The organism is Paracoccus simplex (assembly GCF_042648325.1).
Lineage (GTDB): Bacteria > Pseudomonadota > Alphaproteobacteria > Rhodobacterales > Rhodobacteraceae > Paracoccus > Paracoccus simplex.
In genome coordinates this window covers 3447-24829 of the sequence record NZ_JBHRXE010000024.1, presented here as the reverse complement: position 1 = coordinate 24829, position 21383 = coordinate 3447, and the positions used below count along the sequence as shown (strand labels likewise).

Sequence of the window (21383 nt, the reverse complement as noted above, 5' to 3'; positions counted from 1 at the left end):
CGGCGGCGCGTTCATGGAAGGCGCGGGCGCGCGGGTTCAGCGCCGCCCCGCCCGGCTCGGCCGTCGGAGCCTGGCGCGCGACCGGCGCGGCCGGGTTCGGGGTCGGGACGGGTTCATCCGGCGCGGGGGCGGCGGTGAAGGCCGCGGCGGTCTCCTCCGGCGCGGCGGCGGGTTCTTCCATCGCCGGCCCGCTGTCTGCCGCGTCAGGCTCGGCCGTGGCCTCGGCAACCGTCTCGGCCGTGGTCGCGACCGTCTCGGGGGGCGTCGCCGCGTCCCCGGCGGCCGGTGTCCCGGCGGCCTGCTCCGCCTCGGGCGCCGTTTCCGGCTGATCCGCCGCGCTGGCCGCCGGCTCGATCGGTTCGGCCGGGTTTTGCAGCCGGGCGGCCGGTTCTGCGGCTTCGGGCTCTGCCCCGGCCTCGGCCGGCGCTGTCCCGGTGCTGGCGACCGCTGCGGGCGCCGCCGCTTCGGGGCCGGCTTCCGCGGCCTCGGCCGCATCGCCGCCAAGGTCGAGATCCAGCGCCGCCGCCGGCTTCTTCGCCGCGGCCGGCGGCTCGTCCTCGATCAGCAGTGCGGCGGCGGTCACGCCGGCCTGGGCCAGATCGACGGCGGGACGCGCCCGCGGCTGCGGCGGGTCCAGCACGAAGACCGGCTCGCCGGGATAGGTCTCGCCCTGGGGGGCGGCGCAATAGCCCTGCCCCGCAAAACCGTATTGCGCGGCGAAATCGCGGGCCTCGCGCAGGGTCTGGCGGGCTACGGCGGCAACGCGCACGCTGTCGCCGTCGCCGTCCCAGTCGAAGGCCAGATCGTCGATGGCATAGGGGGTCAGCCCGTCCAGCGCCCGGCCCACCGCACGCTCGCGGTCGGCGCCGGGCGCCACGGTCAGCGTGGTATAAAGGATCTGGTCGTCGGGAATGATCAGCGTCACCGGCAGCGCCGCATCGGCATCCGTGCCGCCGGCCATGACGCGCAGCCGGACAAATTCCTCGCGGAAGGCAGGGGAGTCGAAATCCGCCGACCCCAGATGCCGCCAGGCCGGCTGCCGGCCCGCCGCCTGCCCGTCCCGCGCCTTTTCGCGCCGTTGAAGATGCACCGCATCCTCGCTGAAGGAGAGGGCGTATTCGGTAGCGGAATCAAGCGTCATGAACGGGCTTGCCTTGCGGTTCCTTGCGCGGGGGCGCATCTTTACAATGGATCATCCCGGACTAACGCAGAACGCCTGCCGTGAAAAGCCGAACACCGGATTGTGAGGCATCCAAAACCGGTTTTCCTGCGTTTCCCGGGCTCGCAAACCAACCACGCGGCGGAACCATTCCCCGACGCGCCCAGGAGAAAGACCCGATGCCCCAATTTCGACCCCTGCTGACCGCGGCCACGCTGATCGTGCTGGGCGCCAGCCCGCTGCTGGCCCAGGCCCCTGCCCCGGACACCCCGCCCGCGCCGCCCATGGGACATCACGTCATGAAGCATCACGGCCCCGTCGCCAAACTGACCGTCACCGGCCAGGGCCAGGCCTGGGCCCAGCCCGACATGGCGACGATCACCCTGGGCGTCAGCACCCGCGCCGCCACCGCCGCCGAGGCGATGACGCAGAACGCCGAACAGCAGGCCAAGGTCATCGAGACCCTGAAGGCCGAGGGCATCGAGGCGCGCGACATCCAGACCTCGGGGCTGAACCTGTCGCCGGTGATGGATTATCAGGATGGCCAGCCGCCGAAACTGACCGGCTATGGCGCGCAGAACAGCGTCACCGTGCGGGTGCGCGACATCGCGGGCCTCGGCGCGGTGCTGGACAAGCTGGTCGCCTCGGGCGCCAACGAGATCAGCGGCATCGCGTTTTCGCGCGAGGACATGGCCGAGGCCGAGGACAAGGCCCGCAGCGAGGCGGTGGCCGATGCGCGTCGCCGCGCCGAGGTGACGGCCGAGGCGGCGGGGATGCGGCTCGGCCGGCTGATCTCGCTTTCCGAGGAGCAGAGCGGCGGCGGGCCGCGGCCGATGATGGCGATGCGCGCCGAGGCGGCCGGCGCCGCCGACACGCCGATCGAAGCGGGCGAACTGGCCGTCAACGCCTCGGTCACCGCCGTTTTCGCCATGCGGCCGGTTGACGGGCCGGAAGGCGGCGCGGCGACGGCGCCCGAGGACGCCGGCGAGGCCGAGGAAGCCCCGGCGAACTGACGGGCAACGGGGCGGCGAGGCGACTCGCCGCCCTGCAATCTTCAGGCGGTGAATGTTCAGGCGGTGGCGGCGGCCAGCGCCTGATCCAGATCGGCGATGATGTCGGCCGCGTCCTCGATGCCGATCGACAGCCGCACCACGTCCGGCCCGGCCCCGGCGGCGATCTTCTGCGCGTCGGTCAGCTGGCTGTGGGTGGTCGAGGCGGAATGGATCACCAGCGAGCGCGAATCGCCCAGGTTCGCCACATGGCTGAACAGTTTCAGGTTGTCGACCAGCTTCACCGCCGCATCATAGCCGCCCTTGATGGCAAAGGTGAACAGCGCCCCCGCCCCCTTGGGATAGACCCGCCGCGCCGTCGCGTTCCAGGGCGACGACGCCAGCCCCGCATAGGTGACCGAGGTCACGCGCGGATCGTTTTCCAGCCATTCCGCGACCTTCTGGGCGTTTTCGACATGGCGGGCCATGCGCAGGCCCAGCGTCTCGATCCCCATCAGCGTGTAATGCGCGGCCTGCGGGTTCATGGTCATGCCGAGATCGCGCAGCCCGATGGCGATGCCGTGGAAGGTATAGGCCAGCGCGCCGAAGGTCTCGTGGAATTTCAGCCCGTGATAGGCGGGCTCGGGTTCCGTGAGGCTGGGGAACTTGTCCGAGGCCGACCAGTCGAACTTGCCCGAATCCACGATCACGCCGCCGGTCACCGTGCCGTTGCCGGTCATGTATTTGGTCAGGCTGTGCACGACCAGGGTCGCGCCCATCTCGATGGGCTTGCACAGGAAGGGCGTGGCCAGGGTGTTGTCGACGATCAGCGGCAGGCCGGCCGCATCGGCGATGCCGGCCACGGCCGGGATGTCGGTGACATAGCCGCCGGGATTGCTGATCGATTCGCAGAAGATGGCGCGGGTGTCGTCGTCGATGGCGGCGCGCAGCGCCTCGAGATCGTCCAGATCGACGAATTTCGCGCTCCAGCCGAAGCGTTTGATGGTCTGGGCGAACTGGGTGATGGTGCCGCCGTAAAGCCGGGTCGAGGCGATGATGTTGCGCCCCGGTCCCATCAGCGGGAACAGCGCCATGATCTGCGCCGCATGGCCCGAGGAACAGCAGACCGCGCCGGCCCCGCCCTCGAGCCCGGCGACGCGGGCCTGCAGCGCCGCGATGGTCGGGTTGGTCAGACGGGAATAGATATAGCCGACCTCCTGCAGCCCGAACAGCCGCGCGGCATGGGCGGCATCCTTGAAGACAAAGGCGGTGGTCTGATAGATCGGCACCTGCCGCGCCCCGGTCGCCGGGTCGGGCGCGCTGCCGGCATGGATGGCGGTGGTGTCGAAACCCCAATTCTCGGACATGGAAACTCTCCCCTGGTTCGGGGCAGAGACTAGGCGCAAGCGGCCCGGAAAGGGAACAGCAAAGCGGCGGATCCCGCGCGGAAAGAACCGCGGCCCTGCGCCGCAACCCCTTGGGAAAAGGCGCGTCCCTTTCCGCCGGCCGAGGCCGGGGTTCCACGGCCCGGGATGATGCGCAAAAGCGCCGCCATGGTCCGACCGACAGCGCAAGGCCGGTCGGCGCCGGACTGCCGGACAAAAGAACCACTTGAATTTTCTGGAAGAAATGGTGCGGTCGAGAAGACTCGAACTTCCACTCCGGTTAGGGAACAGCGACCTCAACGCTGCGCGTCTACCAATTCCGCCACGACCGCACGTCCGTAGGCTCGCGTCTCATAGACGCTTGCGCGGCGGATGAAAAGGGCATTTTTTCCGCCCGCCGCGGGTTTCTTTTCACTCGGCCGCGACCGCCGCCTGCGGGGTGTAGTTCAGGATCGGCGCCAGCCAGCGCTCGGCCTCGCGCAGGGACATCCCCTTGCGCGCGGCATAGTCCAGCACCTGGTCGTGCTCGACCTTGGCGACGCCGAAATAATAGGCCTCGGGATGGCCGAGATAGAGGCCCGAGACCGAGGCGCCGGGCCACATCGCCATCGATTCGGTCAGCTCGACCCCGGTCGCCGCGGTGGCGTCCAGCAGCCGGAACAGCGTCACCTTCTCGGTATGGTCGGGCTGGGCCGGGTAGCCGGGGGCCGGGCGGATGCCCTTGTAGGGCTCGGCGATCAGCTGCTCGGGGGTGAAGCTCTCATCGGCATAGCCCCAGTATTGCCTGCGCACCCGCTCGTGCATCATCTCGGCCAGCGCCTCGGCGAAACGGTCGGCCAGCGCCTGCACCAGAATGGCCGAGAAATCGTCATGCGCGGCCTTGAACCGGTCGGCGATCTGCTGCTCCTCGCCGCCGGCGGTGACCACGAAGCCGCCGACATAGTCGCGTGCGCCCTCGGGGGCGACGAAATCGGCCAGCGCCACGTTCGGGCGGCCGTCACGCTTGCTCACCTGCTGGCGCAGGGTGTGCAGCGTCGCCAGCGGGGCGGCGCGATCCTCGCCGGTGAACAGCCGGATGTCGTCGCCGACCCGGTTCGCCGGCCAGAAGCCGATGACCGCGCGCGGGCGGAACCATTGCTCGTCGATGATGCGTTGCAGCATGGCCTGCGCGTCGGCAAACAGTTGCCGCGCCACCTCGCCCTGCTTCTCGTCGTCCAGGATGCGCGGATAGACGCCCTTCAGCTCCCAGGTCTGGAAGAACGGCGTCCAGTCGATATAGCGGGCGATCTCGGCCAGATCGAAATCGTCGATCACCCGCGCGCCGAGGAATTCGGGCGCCTTGGCCCGGAACCCGGTCCAGTCGATCCTGACCGCATTGTCGCGGGCGACGGCCAGCGGCAGGCGCTTCTTGTCCGCCTCGGCCCGGGCATGTTTGTTGGCCACGTCCATGTATTCGCTGCGGACAGTTTCGACATAAGCGTTCTTCTGACCGGACAGCAGGCTGCCGACCACGCCCACGGCGCGGCTCGCGTCGGTGACATAGACCGCCTGGCCCTTGGCATAGCGCGGATGGATCTTGACCGCCGTATGCACGCGCGAGGTGGTGGCGCCGCCGATCAGCAGCGGGATGTCGAAGCCCTCGCGCTCCATTTCGCTGGCGACATGCGCCATCTCGTCCAGCGACGGGGTGATCAGGCCGGACAGGCCGATGATGTCCACCTTCTCGGCCTTGGCGGTTTCCAGGATCTTGGTCGCCGGCACCATCACGCCCAGGTCGATGATCTCGTAATTGTTGCAGGCCAGCACGACGCCGACGATGTTCTTGCCGATGTCGTGCACGTCGCCCTTGACCGTCGCCATCAGCACCTTGCCGGCGCTGGAGGAACCGCCCCCGCCGCCCGCCGCCGCCTTCTCGGCCTCCATATAGGGCAGCAGATGCGCCACCGCCTGCTTCATCACCCGGGCCGATTTCACCACCTGCGGCAGGAACATCTTGCCCGAGCCGAACAGGTCGCCCACCACGTTCATGCCGGCCATCAGCGGCCCCTCGATCACGTGCAGCGGGCGCTCGGCCTTCAGCCGCGCCTCCTCGGTATCCTCGTCGATATATTCGGTGATGCCGTTGACCAGGGCGTGCTCCAGCCGCTTCTCGACCGGCCAGCTGCGCCAGGTCAGATCCTTTTCGCGCGCCTTGGCGCCGCCTTCGCCGCGGAAGCGCTCGGCGATCTCCAGCATGTTCTCGGTCGCGGTGCCGCCGGCCTTCGGCTTGCGGTTCAGCACCACATCCTCGCAGGCCTCGCGCAGGCCCGGGTCGATCTGGTCATAGACCACCAGCTGGCCGGCATTGACGATGCCCATGTCCATGCCCGCCTGGATGGCGTGATACAGGAACACCGCATGCATCGCCTCGCGCACCGGCTCGTTGCCGCGGAAGCTGAAGCTGAGGTTCGAGACGCCGCCCGAGACATGCACATGCGGCAGGGCCTGGGTGATGCGCCGGGTCGCGCCGATGAAATCGAGCCCGTAATTGTCATGCTCCTCGATCCCGGTCGCGATGGCGAAGATGTTCGGGTCGAAGATGATGTCTTCGGGCGGGAAGCCGACCGTGTTGACCAGCAGGTCATAGGCGCGCGCGCAGATCTCGACCTTGCGGTTCTCGGTATCGGCCTGCCCGGTCTCGTCGAAGGCCATCACCACCACGGCGGCGCCGTAGCGGCGGCAAAGCCGGGCCTGGGCCAGGAAGCTCTCCTCGCCCTCCTTGAGGCTGATCGAATTCACGATGGCCTTGCCCTGCACGCATTTCAGCCCGGCCTCGATCACCTCCCATTTCGAGCTGTCGACCATCACCGGCACGCGGGCGATGTCGGGCTCGGCCGCGATCAGGTTCAGGTAGTCGATCATCGCCTGCTTGGAATCGATCAGCCCCTCGTCCATGTTGACGTCGATGATCTGGGCGCCGTTCTCGACCTGGTCGCGGGCCACGTCCAGCGCCGCGGCGTAATCGCCATTGGTGATCAGCTTGCGGAACTTGGCCGAGCCGGTGACGTTGGTGCGCTCGCCCACGTTGACGAAGGGAATGTCGTCGGTCTTGACGAAGGGCTCCAGCCCCGACAGGCGCAGGCGCGGCTCGATTTCCGGGATCGCGCGCGGCGGCAGATCGGCCACGGCGCGGGCGATGGCGGCGATATGCTCGGGGGTCGAGCCGCAGCAGCCGCCGACCACGTTCACCAGCCCCTCGCGGGCGAATTCGGCGACCTGCGCCGCCATCTCCTCGGGCGATTCGTCGTATTGGCCCATCTCGTTCGGCAGGCCGGCATTGGGATAGGCGCAGATCAGCGTATCCGCGACCGAGGACAGCTCGGCCAGGTGCGGGCGCATGGCGGCGGCGCCGAGCGCGCAGTTCAGGCCCACGGTGATCGGCGCGGCATGGCGCATGGAATACCAGAAGGCGGTCGGCGTCTGGCCCGACAGCGTGCGGCCCGACAGGTCGGTGATGGTGCCCGAGATCATCACCGGCAGGCGCTGGCCCTTCTCCTCGAACACCTCCTCGCAGGCGAAGATCGCGGCCTTGGCGTTCAGCGTGTCGAAAATGGTCTCGATCAGGATCAGGTCGGCGCCGCCATCGACCAGCCCGCGGACCTGCTCGGCATAGGCGAGGCGCAGACCGTCAAAGGTGACGGCACGATAGCCGGGATTGTTCACGTCCGGGCTGATGGATGCGGTGCGGTTGGTCGGCCCCAGCGCCCCGGCGACCCAGCGCGGCCGGCCGTCCTCGGCGGTGGCGCGGTCCAGCGCCCGGCGCGCGATGCGGGCGCCGTGGAGGTTCAGCTCGTAGATCGCCGATTCCATGCCGTAATCGGCCTGGGCAATGGTGGTCGAGGAAAAGGTGTTGGTCTCGACGATATCGGCGCCCGCCCTGGCATAGCGATAGTGAATCTCCTCGATCGCCTGGGGCTGGGTCAGGTTCAGCAGGTCGTTGTTGCCCTGCTGCGGATGCTCGCCCGGCGCGGGCGGATGGCAGCCGCAGGCGCAGCCGGCGCCATGGCCGGCGAAATCCGCCTCGCTCAGGCCAAGCTGCTGGATCTGCGTCCCCATCGCGCCGTCGAGGATCAGGATACGGTCGCGCGCAGCCGCGCGCAGGGCGTCGAAGACGGGGGAAAGGGGCAAGGTCATGTGTCGGTCCGCGCTTGGGTCGAATTGCTGTATAGCCACAGATGATCCGTTAGTGAAATTCAACATCCGCAGAATGATCTTGCACAGGATTCATGATCCGGCGCCATGCCGCCTCACCGTTTCGCAAATACCTTCGGGGGTCCGGGGGCAGACAGCCCCCGGCGCGGCGCCGCCCGCGGCACCGCCCTTGCGCCCCGATCCGGTCGGAACTATCTCGCGCGCATGACCGAATGGATCACCGCCCCCGGCCTGACCGATTACCAGCAAGCCGTCGCCTTCATGGAGGCGCGCGCCGCCGCCATCGCCGAAAGCCGGGCCGAGGAACTGGTCTGGCTGGTCGAGCATCCGCCGCTTTACACCGCCGGCACCTCGGCCAGGGCCGCCGACCTGCTGGACGCGCGCTTTCCGGTGCACGAGACCGGGCGCGGCGGGCAATACACCTATCACGGGCCGGGACAGCGCGTGGTCTATGTCATGCTGGACCTGAACCGCCGCGGCCGCGACGTGCGCGCCTTCGTCAAGGCGCTGGAAAGCTGGGTCATCGACGCGCTGGCCGCGTTCAACCTGAAGGGCGAGATCCGCGACGGCCGGGTCGGCGTCTGGATCGCCCGGCCCGACAAGGCGCCGCTGTTCGACGGCACCATGCGCGAGGACAAGATCGCCGCCATCGGCGTCAAGCTGCGCAAATGGGTCAGCTTTCACGGCATCGCCATCAATGTCGAACCCGAGCTGAGCCATTATGCCGGCATCGTGCCCTGCGGCATCCAGGGCCACGGCGTGACCAGCCTGGTCGACATGGGCCTGCCGGTCGGCATGGCCGACCTGGACGACGCGCTGCGCCGCAGCTTCGCCCGGAACTTCCCGCCGCCAGCCGGCTGACTTTCGCCACGCGGCACAATCACCCTCTCGCGATCTGCTACTTTTTGCCGGTGTTCCCCGGGCTTGACGCGTGCTAGCCCTTTGTGCGGAGGAGGACGTGGAGGTCCTCTCTGCCAACGATAAGCAAGATCCAGAGGACACGCGATGAAGACCAGCATCTACGCCACTCTCGCCGCCATCACTCTCGCCCTGCCCGCAATGGCCCAAGAGGCCGGCGACCCCGCCAAGGGCGAGAAAGAGTTCAAGAAATGCAAGGCCTGCCACATGATCCAGGCGCCGGACGGCACGGATGTGGTCAAGGGCGGCAAGACCGGACCGAATCTTTACGGCGTGGTCGGGCGCAAGGCTGGCACCGAGGAAGGCTTCAAGTATTCCGACGCGCTGATCAAGCTGGGCGAGGCCGGCGAGATCTGGACCACCGAGGATCTGGAGCATTACATCACCGACCCGAACAAATATGTCGAGGAGAAGGTCGGCGACAAGTCGCTGAAGACCAAGATGACCTTCAAGATGGCCAAGAATCAGGCCGATGTGGTCGCCTTCCTGGCTCAGCACTCGCCCGAGGCCGGCGCCGCCCCCGCCGATGCGGCCGCTGGCGAGGCCGCTGCCGCGGCCCCGGCAGCCGAGGCACCCGCCGCGAACTGAGCCCCTGTCGCGGCGCGGCAACATTCCCGCCCCCGGCAGACGCAAAAGCGGCCGGGGGCCATGGATTTGGCCCCTGTGGCGGATTGCCTCAGGTCATGATCTTGTTCTAGAACCGAAAGCGAGTCCGCTGGCCCTTCGAGGCCGGCCAGCCGCATTCTGAGGGAGTCCACGCATGGCAGACGCAGCCGTTCACGGCCACGGTGACCATCATGACACCCGCGGGTTCTTCACCCGCTGGTTCATGTCAACAAACCACAAGGATATCGGTATCCTTTACCTGTTCACGGCCGGCATCGTCGGCCTGATCTCGGTCTGCTTTACCGTCTACATGCGGATGGAACTGCAGCATCCCGGCGTGCAATACATGTGCCTGGAGGGCGCGCGCTTCATCGCCGACGCCGCGGCCGAATGCACCCCGAACGGCCATCTGTGGAACGTCATGATCACCTATCATGGCGTGCTGATGATGTTCTTCGTGGTGATTCCGGCGCTGTTCGGCGGTTTCGGCAACTATTTCATGCCGCTGCATATCGGCGCCCCGGACATGGCCTTCCCGCGGCTGAACAACCTGAGCTACTGGATGTATGTCTGCGGCGTGGCCCTGGGTCTGGCCTCGCTCTTGTCGCCGGGCGGCTCGGACCAGGCGGGCTCGGGCGTGGGCTGGGTGCTCTACCCGCCGCTCTCGACCACCGAAGCCGGCTATTCGATGGACCTGGCGATCTTTGCCGTCCACGTCTCGGGCGCCAGCTCGATCCTCGGCGCGATCAACATCATCACCACCTTCCTGAACATGCGCGCCCCGGGCATGACGCTGTTCAAGGTGCCGCTGTTCGCCTGGTCGGTCTTCATCACCGCCTGGCTGATCCTGCTGTCGCTGCCGGTGCTGGCGGGCGCGATCACCATGCTGCTGATGGACCGCAATTTCGGCACCCATTTCTTCGACCCGGCCGGCGGCGGCGACCCGGTGCTTTACCAGCACATCCTGTGGTTCTTCGGCCATCCCGAGGTCTATATCATCATCCTGCCCGGCTTCGGCATCATCAGCCACGTCATCTCGACCTTCGCCAAGAAACCGATCTTCGGCTACCTGCCGATGGTCCTGGCCATGGCCGCGATCGGCATCCTGGGCTTCGTGGTCTGGGCGCATCACATGTACACGGCCGGCATGTCGCTGACCCAGCAGGCCTATTTCATGCTGGCGACCATGACCATCGCCGTGCCGACCGGCATCAAGGTGTTCTCGTGGATCGCGACCATGTGGGGCGGCTCGATCGAGTTCAAGACGCCGATGCTCTGGGCCTTCGGCTTCCTGTTCCTGTTCACCGTCGGCGGCGTGACCGGCGTGGTGCTGAGCCAGGCGCCGCTGGACCGGGTCTATCACGACACCTATTACGTCGTGGCGCATTTCCACTACGTGATGTCGCTGGGCGCCGTCTTCGGCATCTTCGCCGGGGTCTATTACTGGATCGGCAAGATGTCGGGCCGGCAATACCCGGAATGGGCGGGCAAGCTGCATTTCTGGATGATGTTCCTCGGCTCGAACATGATCTTCTTCCCGCAGCACTTCCTGGGCCGCCAGGGCATGCCGCGCCGCTATATCGACTATCCGGTCGAGTTCGCCTATTGGAACAACATCTCGTCGATCGGCGCCTATATCAGCTTCGCGTCCTTCCTGCTGTTCATCGGCATCGTGTTCTACACGCTTTTCGCCGGCAAGCGCGTCAACGTGCCGAACTACTGGAACGAGCACGCCGACACCCTGGAATGGACCCTGCCCTCGCCCCCGCCCGAGCACACGTTCGAGCAGCTGCCCAAGCGCGAGGACTGGGACCGCAGCCACGCGCACTGAGCCGATGCCTTGGCAATGGCATGATGCGGCCCCGGAGCAATCCGGGGCCGTTTTCCGTCTGGAGATCCGCCCGCATCGCGCCCTGCCGCGGCGCGGTTTCGTCTGGGTGATCGGGCTGACGGCGGGCTTCCTGGCGCTGCCGCTGATCGCGGTGCTGGGCACGGCGGTGCTGTGGGGCCTGCTGCCCTTTGCCGCGCTGGCGGTCTGGGGGCTGTGGGCGGCGATCCGGCGCAGCTACCGGGTGCCGCAGGAGGTGATGCTGCTGTCGCACGACCGGCTCGAACTGGTGCGCAGCGACCCGGGCCGCGCCGACCGCATCTGGCGGACCAACCCCTATTGGGTCCGGGCGGTGCTTCGGGCGAATGGCCCGGTCGAGGACTACCTGGTGCTGACCGACGGCAAGCGCGAGGTCGAGCTGGGCGCCTTCCTGGCCCCCGAGGAGCGGGTGGCGCTGCGGGATGAACTGACCCGGCGGCTGGGGGCGTTGCGGGGATAGAGGGCTGCGTACGCAGGGCGCGCAACGGGCCGCGTAATCCTCTGATATCCAAGAAAGACCTGCTGTGACAGGCGTACACCGGGCGTACACCGCGGGTGCACGCGCGGTAGGCCTTGAAAGCGCAAGGACGGCGTTCGGAAACCTGTCCAAATCGCCAGCTACTGCGGCATGCCACGACAGGGTAAGGCACAAGGATCACGTATTGTTTACCATTGGTTGATCATGCCCGACACCGGCCCCTCGCGCCTGCTTTCGCTTACCGCTCCCTCCACCCTTGCCCTGAACCGCGACCCGGTTGCGGCGGTGTTTGCTGCCCATGTCTCGGACCCGGACGGGGTGCGCCAGGTCACGGTCCATTACGACCGCCCGCTGGCGACGGAGATCGGAGCCTATGATTTCCAGATCATCCATGGCTATGGCGGCGACTGGGCGGACGGTAATCACAGCTACACCGCGCAAGTGCTGCCGCATAACGTCGCCGGACCGCTGAACATCACCCATGTCGAGATCACGGACTTGCTGGGCAATCGCACCACAGTCACGGCCGAAGCCCTGCGCCGCATGGGCGTGGACACCTCCATCGACGTGCGCAGCACCAGCGCCGACACGACGGCGCCGGTGCTGACCTCGCTGGACCTGCCGGATGTGGTGGATCTGAGCGACGGGGCCACGCTTGCCAGTTTCGCTGCGACGGGGCGGGATCGGACCGAGATCGACAGCGTCGGTATCTTCTTCGACCGGGATTTTTCCTATTCGTTCGGCAACGAAGCCCCCTTCGCCTATGGCAATGTCTCGCTTGGTGGCTTTGGCCAATTCTCTTCGGGCAGCGACACATCGGACATTCGCATCGGGTCCAGCAATGCCTCTGGCACCGTCGATGTCACCCATGTCCGCATCACCGACATCTACGGCAACAAGCGCGTCTATACCAACGACCAGCTGCGCGCCTTGGGTTTCGACACCTCGTTCGAGATCATCGGCACCGCCGCCCCCACGCCCACGGCCTATGTCGCCGACCTGCCCGAGACGATCACCATTCGCGAGGGTCAAAGCGTCGGCATGGCGCTGAATTTCGTCGGCATGACCAATCATTGGGTCAGCTACAGCTATCACATCTCGACCAGCGGCGGCACGGCGACTGCGGCCGACATCGGCGCGACTTCGGGCCGCGGCTCGATCAGCATCAGTTCGACCCGGCCTTACAATGACCAGGTCGACATGTCCCTTTCGGCCCTGCGCGACGGCGTGCACGAGGGCACCGAGACCGCCTATCTCGTTGTCGATTTGACCGGCAACATGACCTTCGCCGATGGCGGCACCACGCGGATTGTCGAGATCCGCATCGCCGATGACAACTGGTCCATCGGTGATGACCGGGCCAACGTGCTGCGCGGCACCAGCGCGGCCGAGGATCTGGTCGGCCGCGCCGGAAACGACAGCTATTACGTCACGGCCGGCGACCGGGTGGTCGAGACGGCGAATGCCGGAAATGACACGGTCTTTACCAATTTCTCGCGCGGGCTCGAGGCCAATGTCGAGAACCTGACCCTGCTTGGCCCGGGCAATATCAACGGCACCGGCAATGCGCTGGCGAACCGGATCAGCGGCAATGCCGGCAACAACGCGCTGCTGGGCGGCCTGGGCAACGACACGCTGCTGGGCGGCGCCGGCAACGACACGCTGGTCGGCGGGGCCGGCGACGACAGGCTGGACGGTGGCGCCGGGGTGGACCTGGTCGCCTATGGCGCGGCCACGGGGGGCGTGCGGGTCAACCTGGCGATGACCGGCGCGCAGCTGATCGGCGGCGGCCAGGGCAGAGACCTGCTGAGCGGGATCGAGAACCTGAACGGCTCGGGATTCGCCGACCTGCTGACCGGCAATGCCGCCGCGAACCTGCTGTTCGGGGCCGGGGGCAACGACACGCTGGTCGGCGGGGCCGGCAACGATACGCTGATCGGCGGGCTCGGCTCCGACACGGCGGGCTATGGCGCGGCCACGGGCGGCGTGCGGGTCAACCTGGCGACGGCCGGCGCGCAGACGATCGGCGGCGGCCAGGGCAGAGACATGCTGAGCGGGATCGAGAACCTGAACGGCTCGGGATTCGCCGACCTGCTGACCGGCAATGCCGCCGCGAACCTGCTGTTCGGGGCCGGGGGCAACGACACGCTGGTCGGCGGGGCCGGCAATGACCGGCTGCTGGGCGGCGCCGGGGCCGACAGCCTGCTGGGCGGCGCCGGCAATGACGTGCTGACCGGCGGCGCCGGCGCGGACCGGCTGAACGGCGGGCTGGGCGCCGACCAGTTCGTGTTCCTGGGCCTGGGTGAGTCGGGCGTCCCGGCGGCGGGGCGCGACCTGATCCAGGATTTCAGCCGCGGCCAGGGCGACCGCATCGACCTGCGCGGCATCGACGCGCATGCCGGGCTGGCCGGCGACCAGGCCTTCCGGCTGATCGGCGAGCGCGCCTTTACCGGCGCGGCGGGCGAGCTGCGCTATGAGCGGGCCGGCAATGCGACCACGATCCTGGCCGATACCAATGGCGACGGCCGGGCGGATTTCTCGGTGGCGCTGAACGGCAGCCACAGCCTGGCCGGGGCGGACTTCCTGCTGTAACCGGCTGGCAGAACAGCAAAAAGGCCCGGCATCACGCCGGGCCTTTCCTGCATCTGCGGCTGGGGAGGAGGGTCAGCCGTCGACGCGGATCACCTTGTTTTCCGGATCATAGGGGCTGTCCTCGGTCACCACCGCATCCCAAAGCTGGCGCTGCATCCGGACCTTCAGCTTGGTGCCCGGCTCGGCCAGGTCGGGGCGGACATAGCCCATGCCGATCGACTTGCCGAAGGCCACCGACCAGCCGCCCGAGGTCAACCGGCCGATCTTGGCCGCGCCGTCCTCGGTATAGAGCGCCTCGCGGCCCCAGGGATCGGCATCCGACGGCCCGTCGATCAGCAGGGTGCAGCATTTCGAGCGCACGCCGGTGTCCAGCATCGCCTGCTTGCCGTTGAAGTCCTTGCCCAGATCGACGAAGCGGTCCAGCGCGGCTTCCAGCGGCGTCGCATCGCGGCCAAGCTCGGTGCCGAAGGCGCGATAGGATTTCTCCTGCCGCAGCCAGTTCTGCGCCCGGGCGCCGACCAGCTTCATGCCGTGCTTCTCGCCCGCCGCGACCAGCTGGTCCCAGAGATAGCGGCCGAATTCGACCGGGTGGTGCAGTTCCCAGCCCAGCTCGCCGGTATAGGCGACGCGGATGGCGCGCACCGGGCACATGCCAAGCTCGATATTGCGCATCGTCAGCCACGGGAAACGCTTGTTGCCCAGCACGGTGTCCGGGTTCGCGTCGCGCACCAGCTCGTTCAGGATGGCGCGCGATTTCGGCCCGGCGATGGCGAAGACGCCCCATTGCGTGGTGATGTCCTGGATGATGACCTGGCCGAATTCGCCCTCCATCTCCTCGGCGGTCTTGCGCAGGTAGTCGCCGTCGTAATCGGTCCAGGCACCGGCCGAGATCAGGTAATAATCGTCCTCGGCCAGCCGCACGATGGTGTATTCGGTGCGGGTGGTGCCGGTCTCGGTCAGCGCATAGGTCAGGTTGATGCGGCCGACCTTGGGCAGCTTGTTGGTGGTGAACCAGTCGAGGAAGGCGGTGGCGCCGGGGCCGTAGACCCGGTGCTTGGTGAAGGCCGAGGCGTCGATCAGGCCGGCGGTGTTGCGGACGGCCTCGGCCTCGGCCTTGGCATATTGCCACCAGCCGCCGCGGCGGAAGCTGCGCGAGGCGTGATCGTCGAACCCGGCAGGGGCATAGTAGTTGGGGCGTTCCCAGCCGTTCACCTGACCCATCTGGGCGCCGGCCGCGATCTGGCGGTCATAGGCCGGGGCGGTGCGCAGCGGCCGGCAGGCCTCGCGCTCTTCATCCGGGTGGTGCAGGATGAAGACGTGCTCGTAGGATTCCTCGTTCTTGCGCGCGGCATATTCGGTGGTCATCCACTGGCCGAAGCGGCGCGGATCGAGGCTGGCCATGTCGATCTCGGCCTCGCCCGCGGTCATCATCTGCGCCAGGTAATGGCCGACGCCGCCGGCGGCGGTGATGCCGAAGCTGAAGCCCTCGGCCAGCCACATGTTGCGCAGGCCGGGCGCCGGGCCGACCAGCGGATTGCCGTCGGGGGTATAGCAGATCGGGCCGTTGAAATCGTCCTTGAGCCCCACGGTTTCCGAGCTGGGAAGCCGGTGGATCATCGACATGTATTCTTCCTCGATCCGTTCCAGATCCAGCGGGAACAGGTCGGCGCGGAAGGTTTCCGGCACGTCGTAGAGGAAGCGCGCGGGGGCATTGCGCTCATAGGGGCCGAGGATCCAGCCGCCGCGCTCCTCGCGCACATACCATTTCGCGTCGGCGTCGCGCAGCACCGGATGCTCGGGGTTGCCGGCCTCGCGCCAGGCCAGCAAGGCCGGGTCGGGCTCGGTGACGATGAACTGGTGTTCGACCGGGATCGCCGGGATCTTGATGCCCAGCAGCCGGGCGGTGCGCTGCGCGTGGTTGCCGGTCGCGGTCACCACATGCTCGGCGCGGATCTCGAACTCCTCGCCCGAGCCGACCAGGTTGCCGCCCTTTTCGATCATCTTCTCGCAGGTGACGACCCATTCCTCGCCGGTCCAGCGATAGCCGTTGACCTGGATCTTGCGCTCGATGCTGGCGCCGGCCATGCGCGCGGCGCGGGCCATGGCCTGGGTCACGTCGGCCGGGTTGATATAGCCGTCGGTCGGGTGGAACAGCGCGCCCTTGAGCCCGTCGATATTCACCAGCGGCCAGCGCTCCTTGATCTGGGCGGGGGTCATGAATTCATGCTCGACGCCCACGGTCTCGGCGATCGAGGAATACAACTCGTATTCGTCCATCCGGTCCTGGGTCTGCGCCATGCGCAGGTTGCCGCAGCGGGTGAAGCCGGCGTTCAGCCCGGTCTCGGCCTCGAGCCCGGCATAGAGCTTGACCGAATAGTCGTGGATGTGGCTGGTCGCGTAGCCCATGTTGAACAGCGGCAGAAGCCCCGCCGCGTGCCAGGTCGAGCCGGCCGTCAGCTCGTCGCGTTCGACCAGCAGCGTGTCCCAGCCGGCGCGCGCCAGATGCAGGGCGATGCCGCAACCGACGGCGCCGCCGCCGACCACCAGGGCCTTCACATGGGTTTTCATGGCTAGCGACTCCTTCTCCGCGCCCAAAGCTCCCTTACCGGATTAGAGCTTTCCCGGGGTCAGTCTGCCGTATCCCGGCGACATATTCTCGGCAAAAAACGACATGGCGCGATTTGGCGGCGGCGCGAAAACGAACGCCCCGGAAAACCGGGGCGCGCGGGTCACAGCATCGAGGGCACCACCAGATCCGGCGGCCGGTGCCCGTCGGCGAAGGTCTTGATATTGATGAGCACTTTCTCGCCCATCTCGACCCGGCCCTCGACGGTGGCCGAGCCCATATGCGGCAGCAGCACGACATTGGGCAGCTCGCGCAGCCGCGGGTTGATCTCGTGCCCATGCTCGAAAACGTCGAGGCCGGCGCCGGCGATCTCGCCGGCGCGCAGCATCCGGGTCAGGGCGTTCTCGTCGATCACCTCGCCGCGCGAGGTGTTGATGACCACGGCCGAGGGTTTCAGCAGCTTCAGCCGCCGGGCGTTAAGCAGGTGGAAGGTCGAGGGCGTGTGCGGCGCATTCACGCTGATGATGTCCATCCGCGCCAGCATCTGGTCGAGGCTCTCCCACCAGGTGGCCTGCAGCTCGGCCTCGACCTCGGGGCGCAGGCGGCGGCGGTTGTGGTAATGCACCTGCATGCCGAAGACATTGGCGCGGCGCGCCACCGCCTGGCCGATGCGGCCCATGCCCAGGATGCCCAGCCGCCGGCCGCCCAGCCGGCCGCCCAGATGCGCGGTCGGCGACCAGCCCTGCCAGCGTCCGGCCTGCATCTCGGCCAGCCCCTCGGGAATGCGGCGGGTCACGGCCAGGATCAGCGCCAGGGCCATGTCGGCGGTGTCCTCGGTCACCACGCCGGGGGTGTTGCTGACCAGGACGCCGCGCTGGCGGGCGGAATGCACGTCGATATGGTCGACTCCCGCGCCGTAATTGGCGATCAGCTTCAGCTTCTCGCCGGCCTGGGCCAGCATGGCGGCGTCGATATGGTCGGTCACCGTCGGCACCAGCACGTCCGAGACGCGCATGGCGGCGCAAAGCTCGTCGCGACTCATCTTGTGATCGTCGGCGTTCAGGGACACGTCGAAAAGCTCGGACATCCGGGTCTCGACCGCCTCGGGCAGGCGGCGGGTCACGGTAACTTTAAGGCGCGACCGGGTCGGATCGGTCGTTTGAACGGCGGGCATGGTCGCTCCTCTCTTCCAAAGCCGGGCGGGTTTTGGCAAAGTGCCCGCGATGCGGGGCGCGCACAAGACCCCGAAATTGCAGGACGGGCATATGAAGCAAGGACAGGCTTGGCTCGGCGCCATGGCATTGGCGCTCGGGACATGGTTCGGGGTCGCGGCACCGGCGCAGACCACCAATCCGGGCGAGAACCTGGACGCGAAGCCGGTGCCCGGACTGTCGGCCGATGCGACGATCAGCCGCCACCAGGACGGCGAGCGCGACCCGCATCGCGGATCGGTCACCAACCTGCCGCTGCCGCGCTATGTCAGCCTGAAGGGCAGCGAGGGCAATGCACGGCGCGGCCCCAGCCTGTCGCACCGCATCGACTGGGTGTTCCGCCATGCCGGCATGCCGCTGCGCGTGGTGGCCGAGTTCGGCCACTGGCGGCGGGTCGAGGACCAGGACGGCGCCGGCGGCTGGGTGCATTACTCGCTGCTGTCGGGCGTGCGCACCGCCATCGTCACCAAGGACATGCTGGACCTGCTGGCCCGGCCCGAGCCGCGCGCCGATGTGATGGCGCGGGCCGAGGCCGGCGCCATCGTGCGGCTGCACGAATGCAATCCCGACTGGTGCCGGGTCTCGGGCGGCGGCGAGAAGGGCTGGGTGCCCAAGACCGCGATCTGGGGTGTCGACGCGGGCGAAATCCGCGACTGATCAGCCGGCCTTGCGGATCACCACATGGCCCAGCGAGACGCGCATCCAGTCGAAGCGCGACCGGCGCGGCGTGCCGGTGCCGAAGCTGGGATGGGTCATGTCCTCGGCGCCGCATTCGTCGATCAGCTCCTTGACGAAGCCAACCATGCCGCGGTCATGGCCGTGGAAGCGCCGCCGCACCAGGTTCCAGCGCATCCAGCCGGTCGCCTTGCGCAGCGGATAGACCGCCTGCACCAGCGCGGATTTGTGCATCCGGTCCAGCAGCTTTTCATGCGCGGCCAGGTCCGGGTCGGGCGGGCGGTAGTGCTTGCCGTCCGGGTATTGCGGCCAGTAGCCGGTGCCCCAATCCTCGATGAAGTAATAGCCGCCGGGCTTCAGGTGATGCTCGAACAGATGCCAGAAGCAAAGCCGCGCCAACTGTCCGACATGGGCGGCGTCGTCGATGATGACGTCGAAGCCCTCGGGCGCGCGCTCGGCGGCAAGGCGGTCCAGCACCGCCTTGTCCTGCTGCTCGCCGACATAGCAGCGCACCCGGCCGCTGTCGAAACGCGCCGGGCAGGGGGTGATATCCAGGCCGGTGATCTCGGCATTGGGCAGCCAGCTTTCCCAATGCCGCAGCGAATCGCCGCGGGCTATGCCCAGTTCCAGGAACTTCAGCGGCCGCTGCCGGATCGGTCCCAGATAGGTTTCGTAATTCGCGAAATAATGCGCGAGGCCCATCTTGTCGATCGGGACCTCGTCCACGCTCTGCATCAAGACCGTGCCGGGCAACGCCATGTCCCTCCCCGTGCCGTCCCTACCCAAGCCGGGCCTGCGGCCGCGGCAACTCGTGACCCGGAAAGGATAGGGGGCGGCCCGGGGCGCGGGCAAAGAAAATCATCGCGGCCTTGCCCAATAGACAGGCGCCGGCTCGGCACGGGCATGGCCAAGGGTGTTCGACGGGGTCGCCTTGCAGCCTCAGGTTGCGGAAATCCCCGCGAAACCGGCCGCCCCGCCGGGGGCGGCCGGGGCCTTCACATGGTCTGGCCGACCAGAGAATCGGTGCTGGCCGTGGCCTTCATGCATTGGTGATAGGTCAGCGTGGTCGAATCCTCGGTTATGCGCAGCGTGCCGTCTGGCCGGGTCTGCAGGTCCACCACGCGGTTGCCGGCGGCCGGAGAGCCCTCGCAGGCCAGGGTGACGCGGGTCTGGTTCACCTGTTGCTCGGCATTGGCGACGGTGCAGGTCGCGCCGGGGAACATGAACTTGTTGCCGTCGATGACCAGGCTCTTGTCGCTGGTCGGATCGCCGCAATTCGATTCCAGCAGGTTGTAGGTGCCGTTCAGGGCGCTGGACTGCGCGATCGGGCCCGGGGTGGGTTCGGGGGTCGTCGGCGCGACCTGATCGCAGGCCACCAGGCCCAGCGTCGCCACGGCAGCAAGGGCGAGAAGAGGCTTCATCACAGTCATTTCAATCTCCCGTTGTTTCAGGAAGCGTCGGCCAGCAGGCCGCGTCCTCTCAACAAAGCGTGAACCCCCGGTTTTCGTTCCCTGAATTTCAACCAAAGTTCGTCCGCCGGCAGGGAATCGCCTTTCGACAGGATCCAGCGTTCGAGCTTGCGGGCGGTTTCCGGATCGAAGGCGTCGCCCGTTTCCAGGAAGGCGTCGAAGGCGTCGGCATCCATCACCTCGGACCACATGTAGCTGTAATAGCCGGCGCTGTAGCCGTCGCCGGAAAACACATGCGCGAAATGCGGCGTGGCATGGCGCATCGGGATGGCGGCCGGGGCGCCCAGTTCGGCCAGCAGCCCGGCCTGCCGCGCCATCGGGTCGGAAGGCGGCGGGCCCCGGTGAAAGGCCAGGTCGACCAGGGCGCTTTCCAGGTATTCGGTGGTGGCAAAGCCCTGATCGGCATTCCTCGCCGCCAGGATGCGGTCGCGCAGCGCCGCCGGCAGCGGCGTGCCGGTCTCGGCATGGCGGGCGTGGCGGTCCAGCACCTCGGGCTGCTCCAGCCAATGCTCGAAAAGCTGGCTCGGCAGTTCGACGAAATCCCGTGCCACCGACGTCCCCGAGATCGACGGCCAAGCCACGTCGGAGAGGATATGGTGCAGCGCGTGGCCAAATTCATGGAACAGCGTATGGGCGTCGTCCCAGCTGAGATAGCAGGGCGCGCCGGCGGTCTCGGGCGGGGTGAAGTTGCAGACATTGACCACGATGGGCCGCTGGCCGGCGCCGATCCCGTGCTGCTGCTGCAAGGACGAGCACCAGGCCCCCGAGCGCTTGCTGGGCCGGGCGAAGTAATCGCCCAGGAAGACGGCCATCTGCCGGCCGTTCCGCGTGATCTCCCACGCCCGGACATCGGGCGACCAGAGCGGCGCGTCGAAGGGCCGGAACTCCAGCCCGAACAGCCGCTGCGCGGTGTCGAAAACCGCGCCGATCATGGCGTCGAGCGTCAGGTAGGGCTTGACCGCCGCTTCGTCGAGATCGTGCTCGGCCTTGCGGCGGCGCTCGGCGTAGAAGCGCCAGTCCCAGGGCTCCAGCGCGCCGTTCACGCCATCCTCGTGCAGCATCTGGGCCAGGCGGGCGGCATCGGCCTCGGCCCGCGCCTTGGCCGGGGCCCAGACCTGCATCAGCAGCGCCTCGACATTGGCGGGCGCGCCGGCCATCTCGGGTTCCAGCTTGTAGCTGGCGAAATCCGGGTAGCCCAGAAGCTGCGCACGCTCATGCCGCAGCGCCAGGATCTCGGCGGCGATGGGGCGGTTGTCGGTCGCGGCGCCGCCGGCGCC

The 21383-nt window shown here is 67.7% G+C and carries 14 protein-coding genes, 1 tRNA gene and 1 pseudogene; 7 read left to right on the top strand and 9 right to left on the bottom strand.

Annotation, left to right across the window (positions count from 1 at the left end; all coding sequences use genetic code 11):
* Window positions 1–1141: pseudogene (locus ACFOMP_RS10220) on the bottom strand (hypothetical protein); the annotation flags it as partial.
* A gap of 197 nt (window positions 1142–1338) precedes the next feature.
* Between ACFOMP_RS10220 and ACFOMP_RS10215 the strand changes: the two are divergent.
* The gene (locus tag ACFOMP_RS10215) at window positions 1339–2172 is read left to right on the top strand and encodes an SIMPL domain-containing protein (protein ID WP_379030062.1); all 834 of its coding nucleotides are present in this window, start codon (window positions 1339–1341) and stop codon (window positions 2170–2172) included.
* A gap of 56 nt (window positions 2173–2228) precedes the next feature.
* On the opposite strand, the gene ACFOMP_RS10210 is transcribed toward ACFOMP_RS10215, so the two are convergent.
* The 3 genes from ACFOMP_RS10210 to metH form a co-directional block, all read right to left on the bottom strand.
* Window positions 2229–3515 carry an O-acetylhomoserine aminocarboxypropyltransferase/cysteine synthase family protein gene (locus tag ACFOMP_RS10210; RefSeq protein WP_379030059.1) on the bottom strand — a complete coding sequence of 429 codons (1287 nt, stop codon included), beginning with the start codon at window positions 3513–3515 and terminating at the stop codon, window positions 2229–2231.
* Between the two features lie 263 nt (window positions 3516–3778).
* Window positions 3779–3865 (bottom strand) — tRNA-Leu (locus ACFOMP_RS10205).
* A 79-nt stretch (window positions 3866–3944) separates the two neighbouring features.
* Window positions 3945–7706, bottom strand: a complete 3762-nt coding sequence (metH, locus tag ACFOMP_RS10200; protein ID WP_379030056.1) for a methionine synthase — start codon at window positions 7704–7706, stop codon at window positions 3945–3947.
* Window positions 7707–7928: 222 nt separating this feature from the next.
* Between metH and lipB the strand changes: the two genes are divergently transcribed.
* From lipB to ACFOMP_RS10175, 5 genes are all read left to right on the top strand, one after another.
* Window positions 7929–8585 carry a lipoyl(octanoyl) transferase LipB gene (lipB, locus tag ACFOMP_RS10195; RefSeq protein WP_289895674.1) on the top strand — a complete coding sequence of 219 codons (657 nt, stop codon included), beginning with the start codon at window positions 7929–7931 and terminating at the stop codon, window positions 8583–8585.
* A 144-nt stretch (window positions 8586–8729) separates the two neighbouring features.
* Window positions 8730–9230 (top strand): c-type cytochrome, encoded by a 501-nt coding sequence (locus tag ACFOMP_RS10190; RefSeq protein WP_289895675.1) that lies wholly within the window; start codon window positions 8730–8732, stop codon window positions 9228–9230.
* 172 nt (window positions 9231–9402) lie between these two features.
* Complete coding sequence (gene ctaD / locus ACFOMP_RS10185) at window positions 9403–11079, top strand: cytochrome c oxidase subunit I (RefSeq protein ID WP_289895676.1); 1677 nt, start codon at window positions 9403–9405, stop codon at window positions 11077–11079.
* Between the two features lie 4 nt (window positions 11080–11083).
* Entirely contained in the window at window positions 11084–11575 is a 492-nt protein-coding gene (locus ACFOMP_RS10180) for a DUF2244 domain-containing protein (protein WP_379030051.1), read from the top strand.
* Between the two features lie 222 nt (window positions 11576–11797).
* Window positions 11798–14185, top strand: coding sequence for a calcium-binding protein (locus tag ACFOMP_RS10175; RefSeq protein ID WP_379030048.1), 2388 nt, complete (start codon window positions 11798–11800; stop codon window positions 14183–14185).
* 72 nt (window positions 14186–14257) lie between these two features.
* Here the strand turns inward: ACFOMP_RS10175 and ACFOMP_RS10170 are convergent, their stop codons facing one another.
* Together ACFOMP_RS10170 and ACFOMP_RS10165 are read right to left on the bottom strand one after the other, a co-directional pair.
* Window positions 14258–16753 carry a GcvT family protein gene (locus ACFOMP_RS10170; protein ID WP_379030045.1) on the bottom strand — a complete coding sequence of 832 codons (2496 nt, stop codon included), beginning with the start codon at window positions 16751–16753 and terminating at the stop codon, window positions 14258–14260.
* Window positions 16754–16914: 161 nt separating this feature from the next.
* Complete coding sequence (locus ACFOMP_RS10165) at window positions 16915–17925, bottom strand: 2-hydroxyacid dehydrogenase (RefSeq protein ID WP_379030042.1); 1011 nt, start codon at window positions 17923–17925, stop codon at window positions 16915–16917.
* A 91-nt stretch (window positions 17926–18016) separates the two neighbouring features.
* On the opposite strand from ACFOMP_RS10165, the gene ACFOMP_RS10160 reads away from it, so the two are divergent.
* Window positions 18017–18619 carry an SH3 domain-containing protein gene (locus tag ACFOMP_RS10160; RefSeq protein ID WP_379030039.1) on the top strand — a complete coding sequence of 201 codons (603 nt, stop codon included), beginning with the start codon at window positions 18017–18019 and terminating at the stop codon, window positions 18617–18619.
* On the opposite strand, the gene ACFOMP_RS10155 is transcribed toward ACFOMP_RS10160, so the two are convergent.
* From ACFOMP_RS10155 to ACFOMP_RS10145, 3 genes are all read right to left on the bottom strand, one after another.
* Window positions 18620–19396 (bottom strand): class I SAM-dependent methyltransferase, encoded by a 777-nt coding sequence (locus tag ACFOMP_RS10155; RefSeq protein ID WP_289895682.1) that lies wholly within the window; start codon window positions 19394–19396, stop codon window positions 18620–18622.
* Window positions 19397–19632: 236 nt separating this feature from the next.
* The gene (locus tag ACFOMP_RS10150; RefSeq protein ID WP_019353621.1) at window positions 19633–20058 is read right to left on the bottom strand and encodes a hypothetical protein; all 426 of its coding nucleotides are present in this window, start codon (window positions 20056–20058) and stop codon (window positions 19633–19635) included.
* A 26-nt stretch (window positions 20059–20084) separates the two neighbouring features.
* Window positions 20085–21383, bottom strand: a 1299-nt coding sequence (locus ACFOMP_RS10145) for a M3 family metallopeptidase (protein WP_379030035.1), incomplete at its 5' end; no start/stop codon positions are given.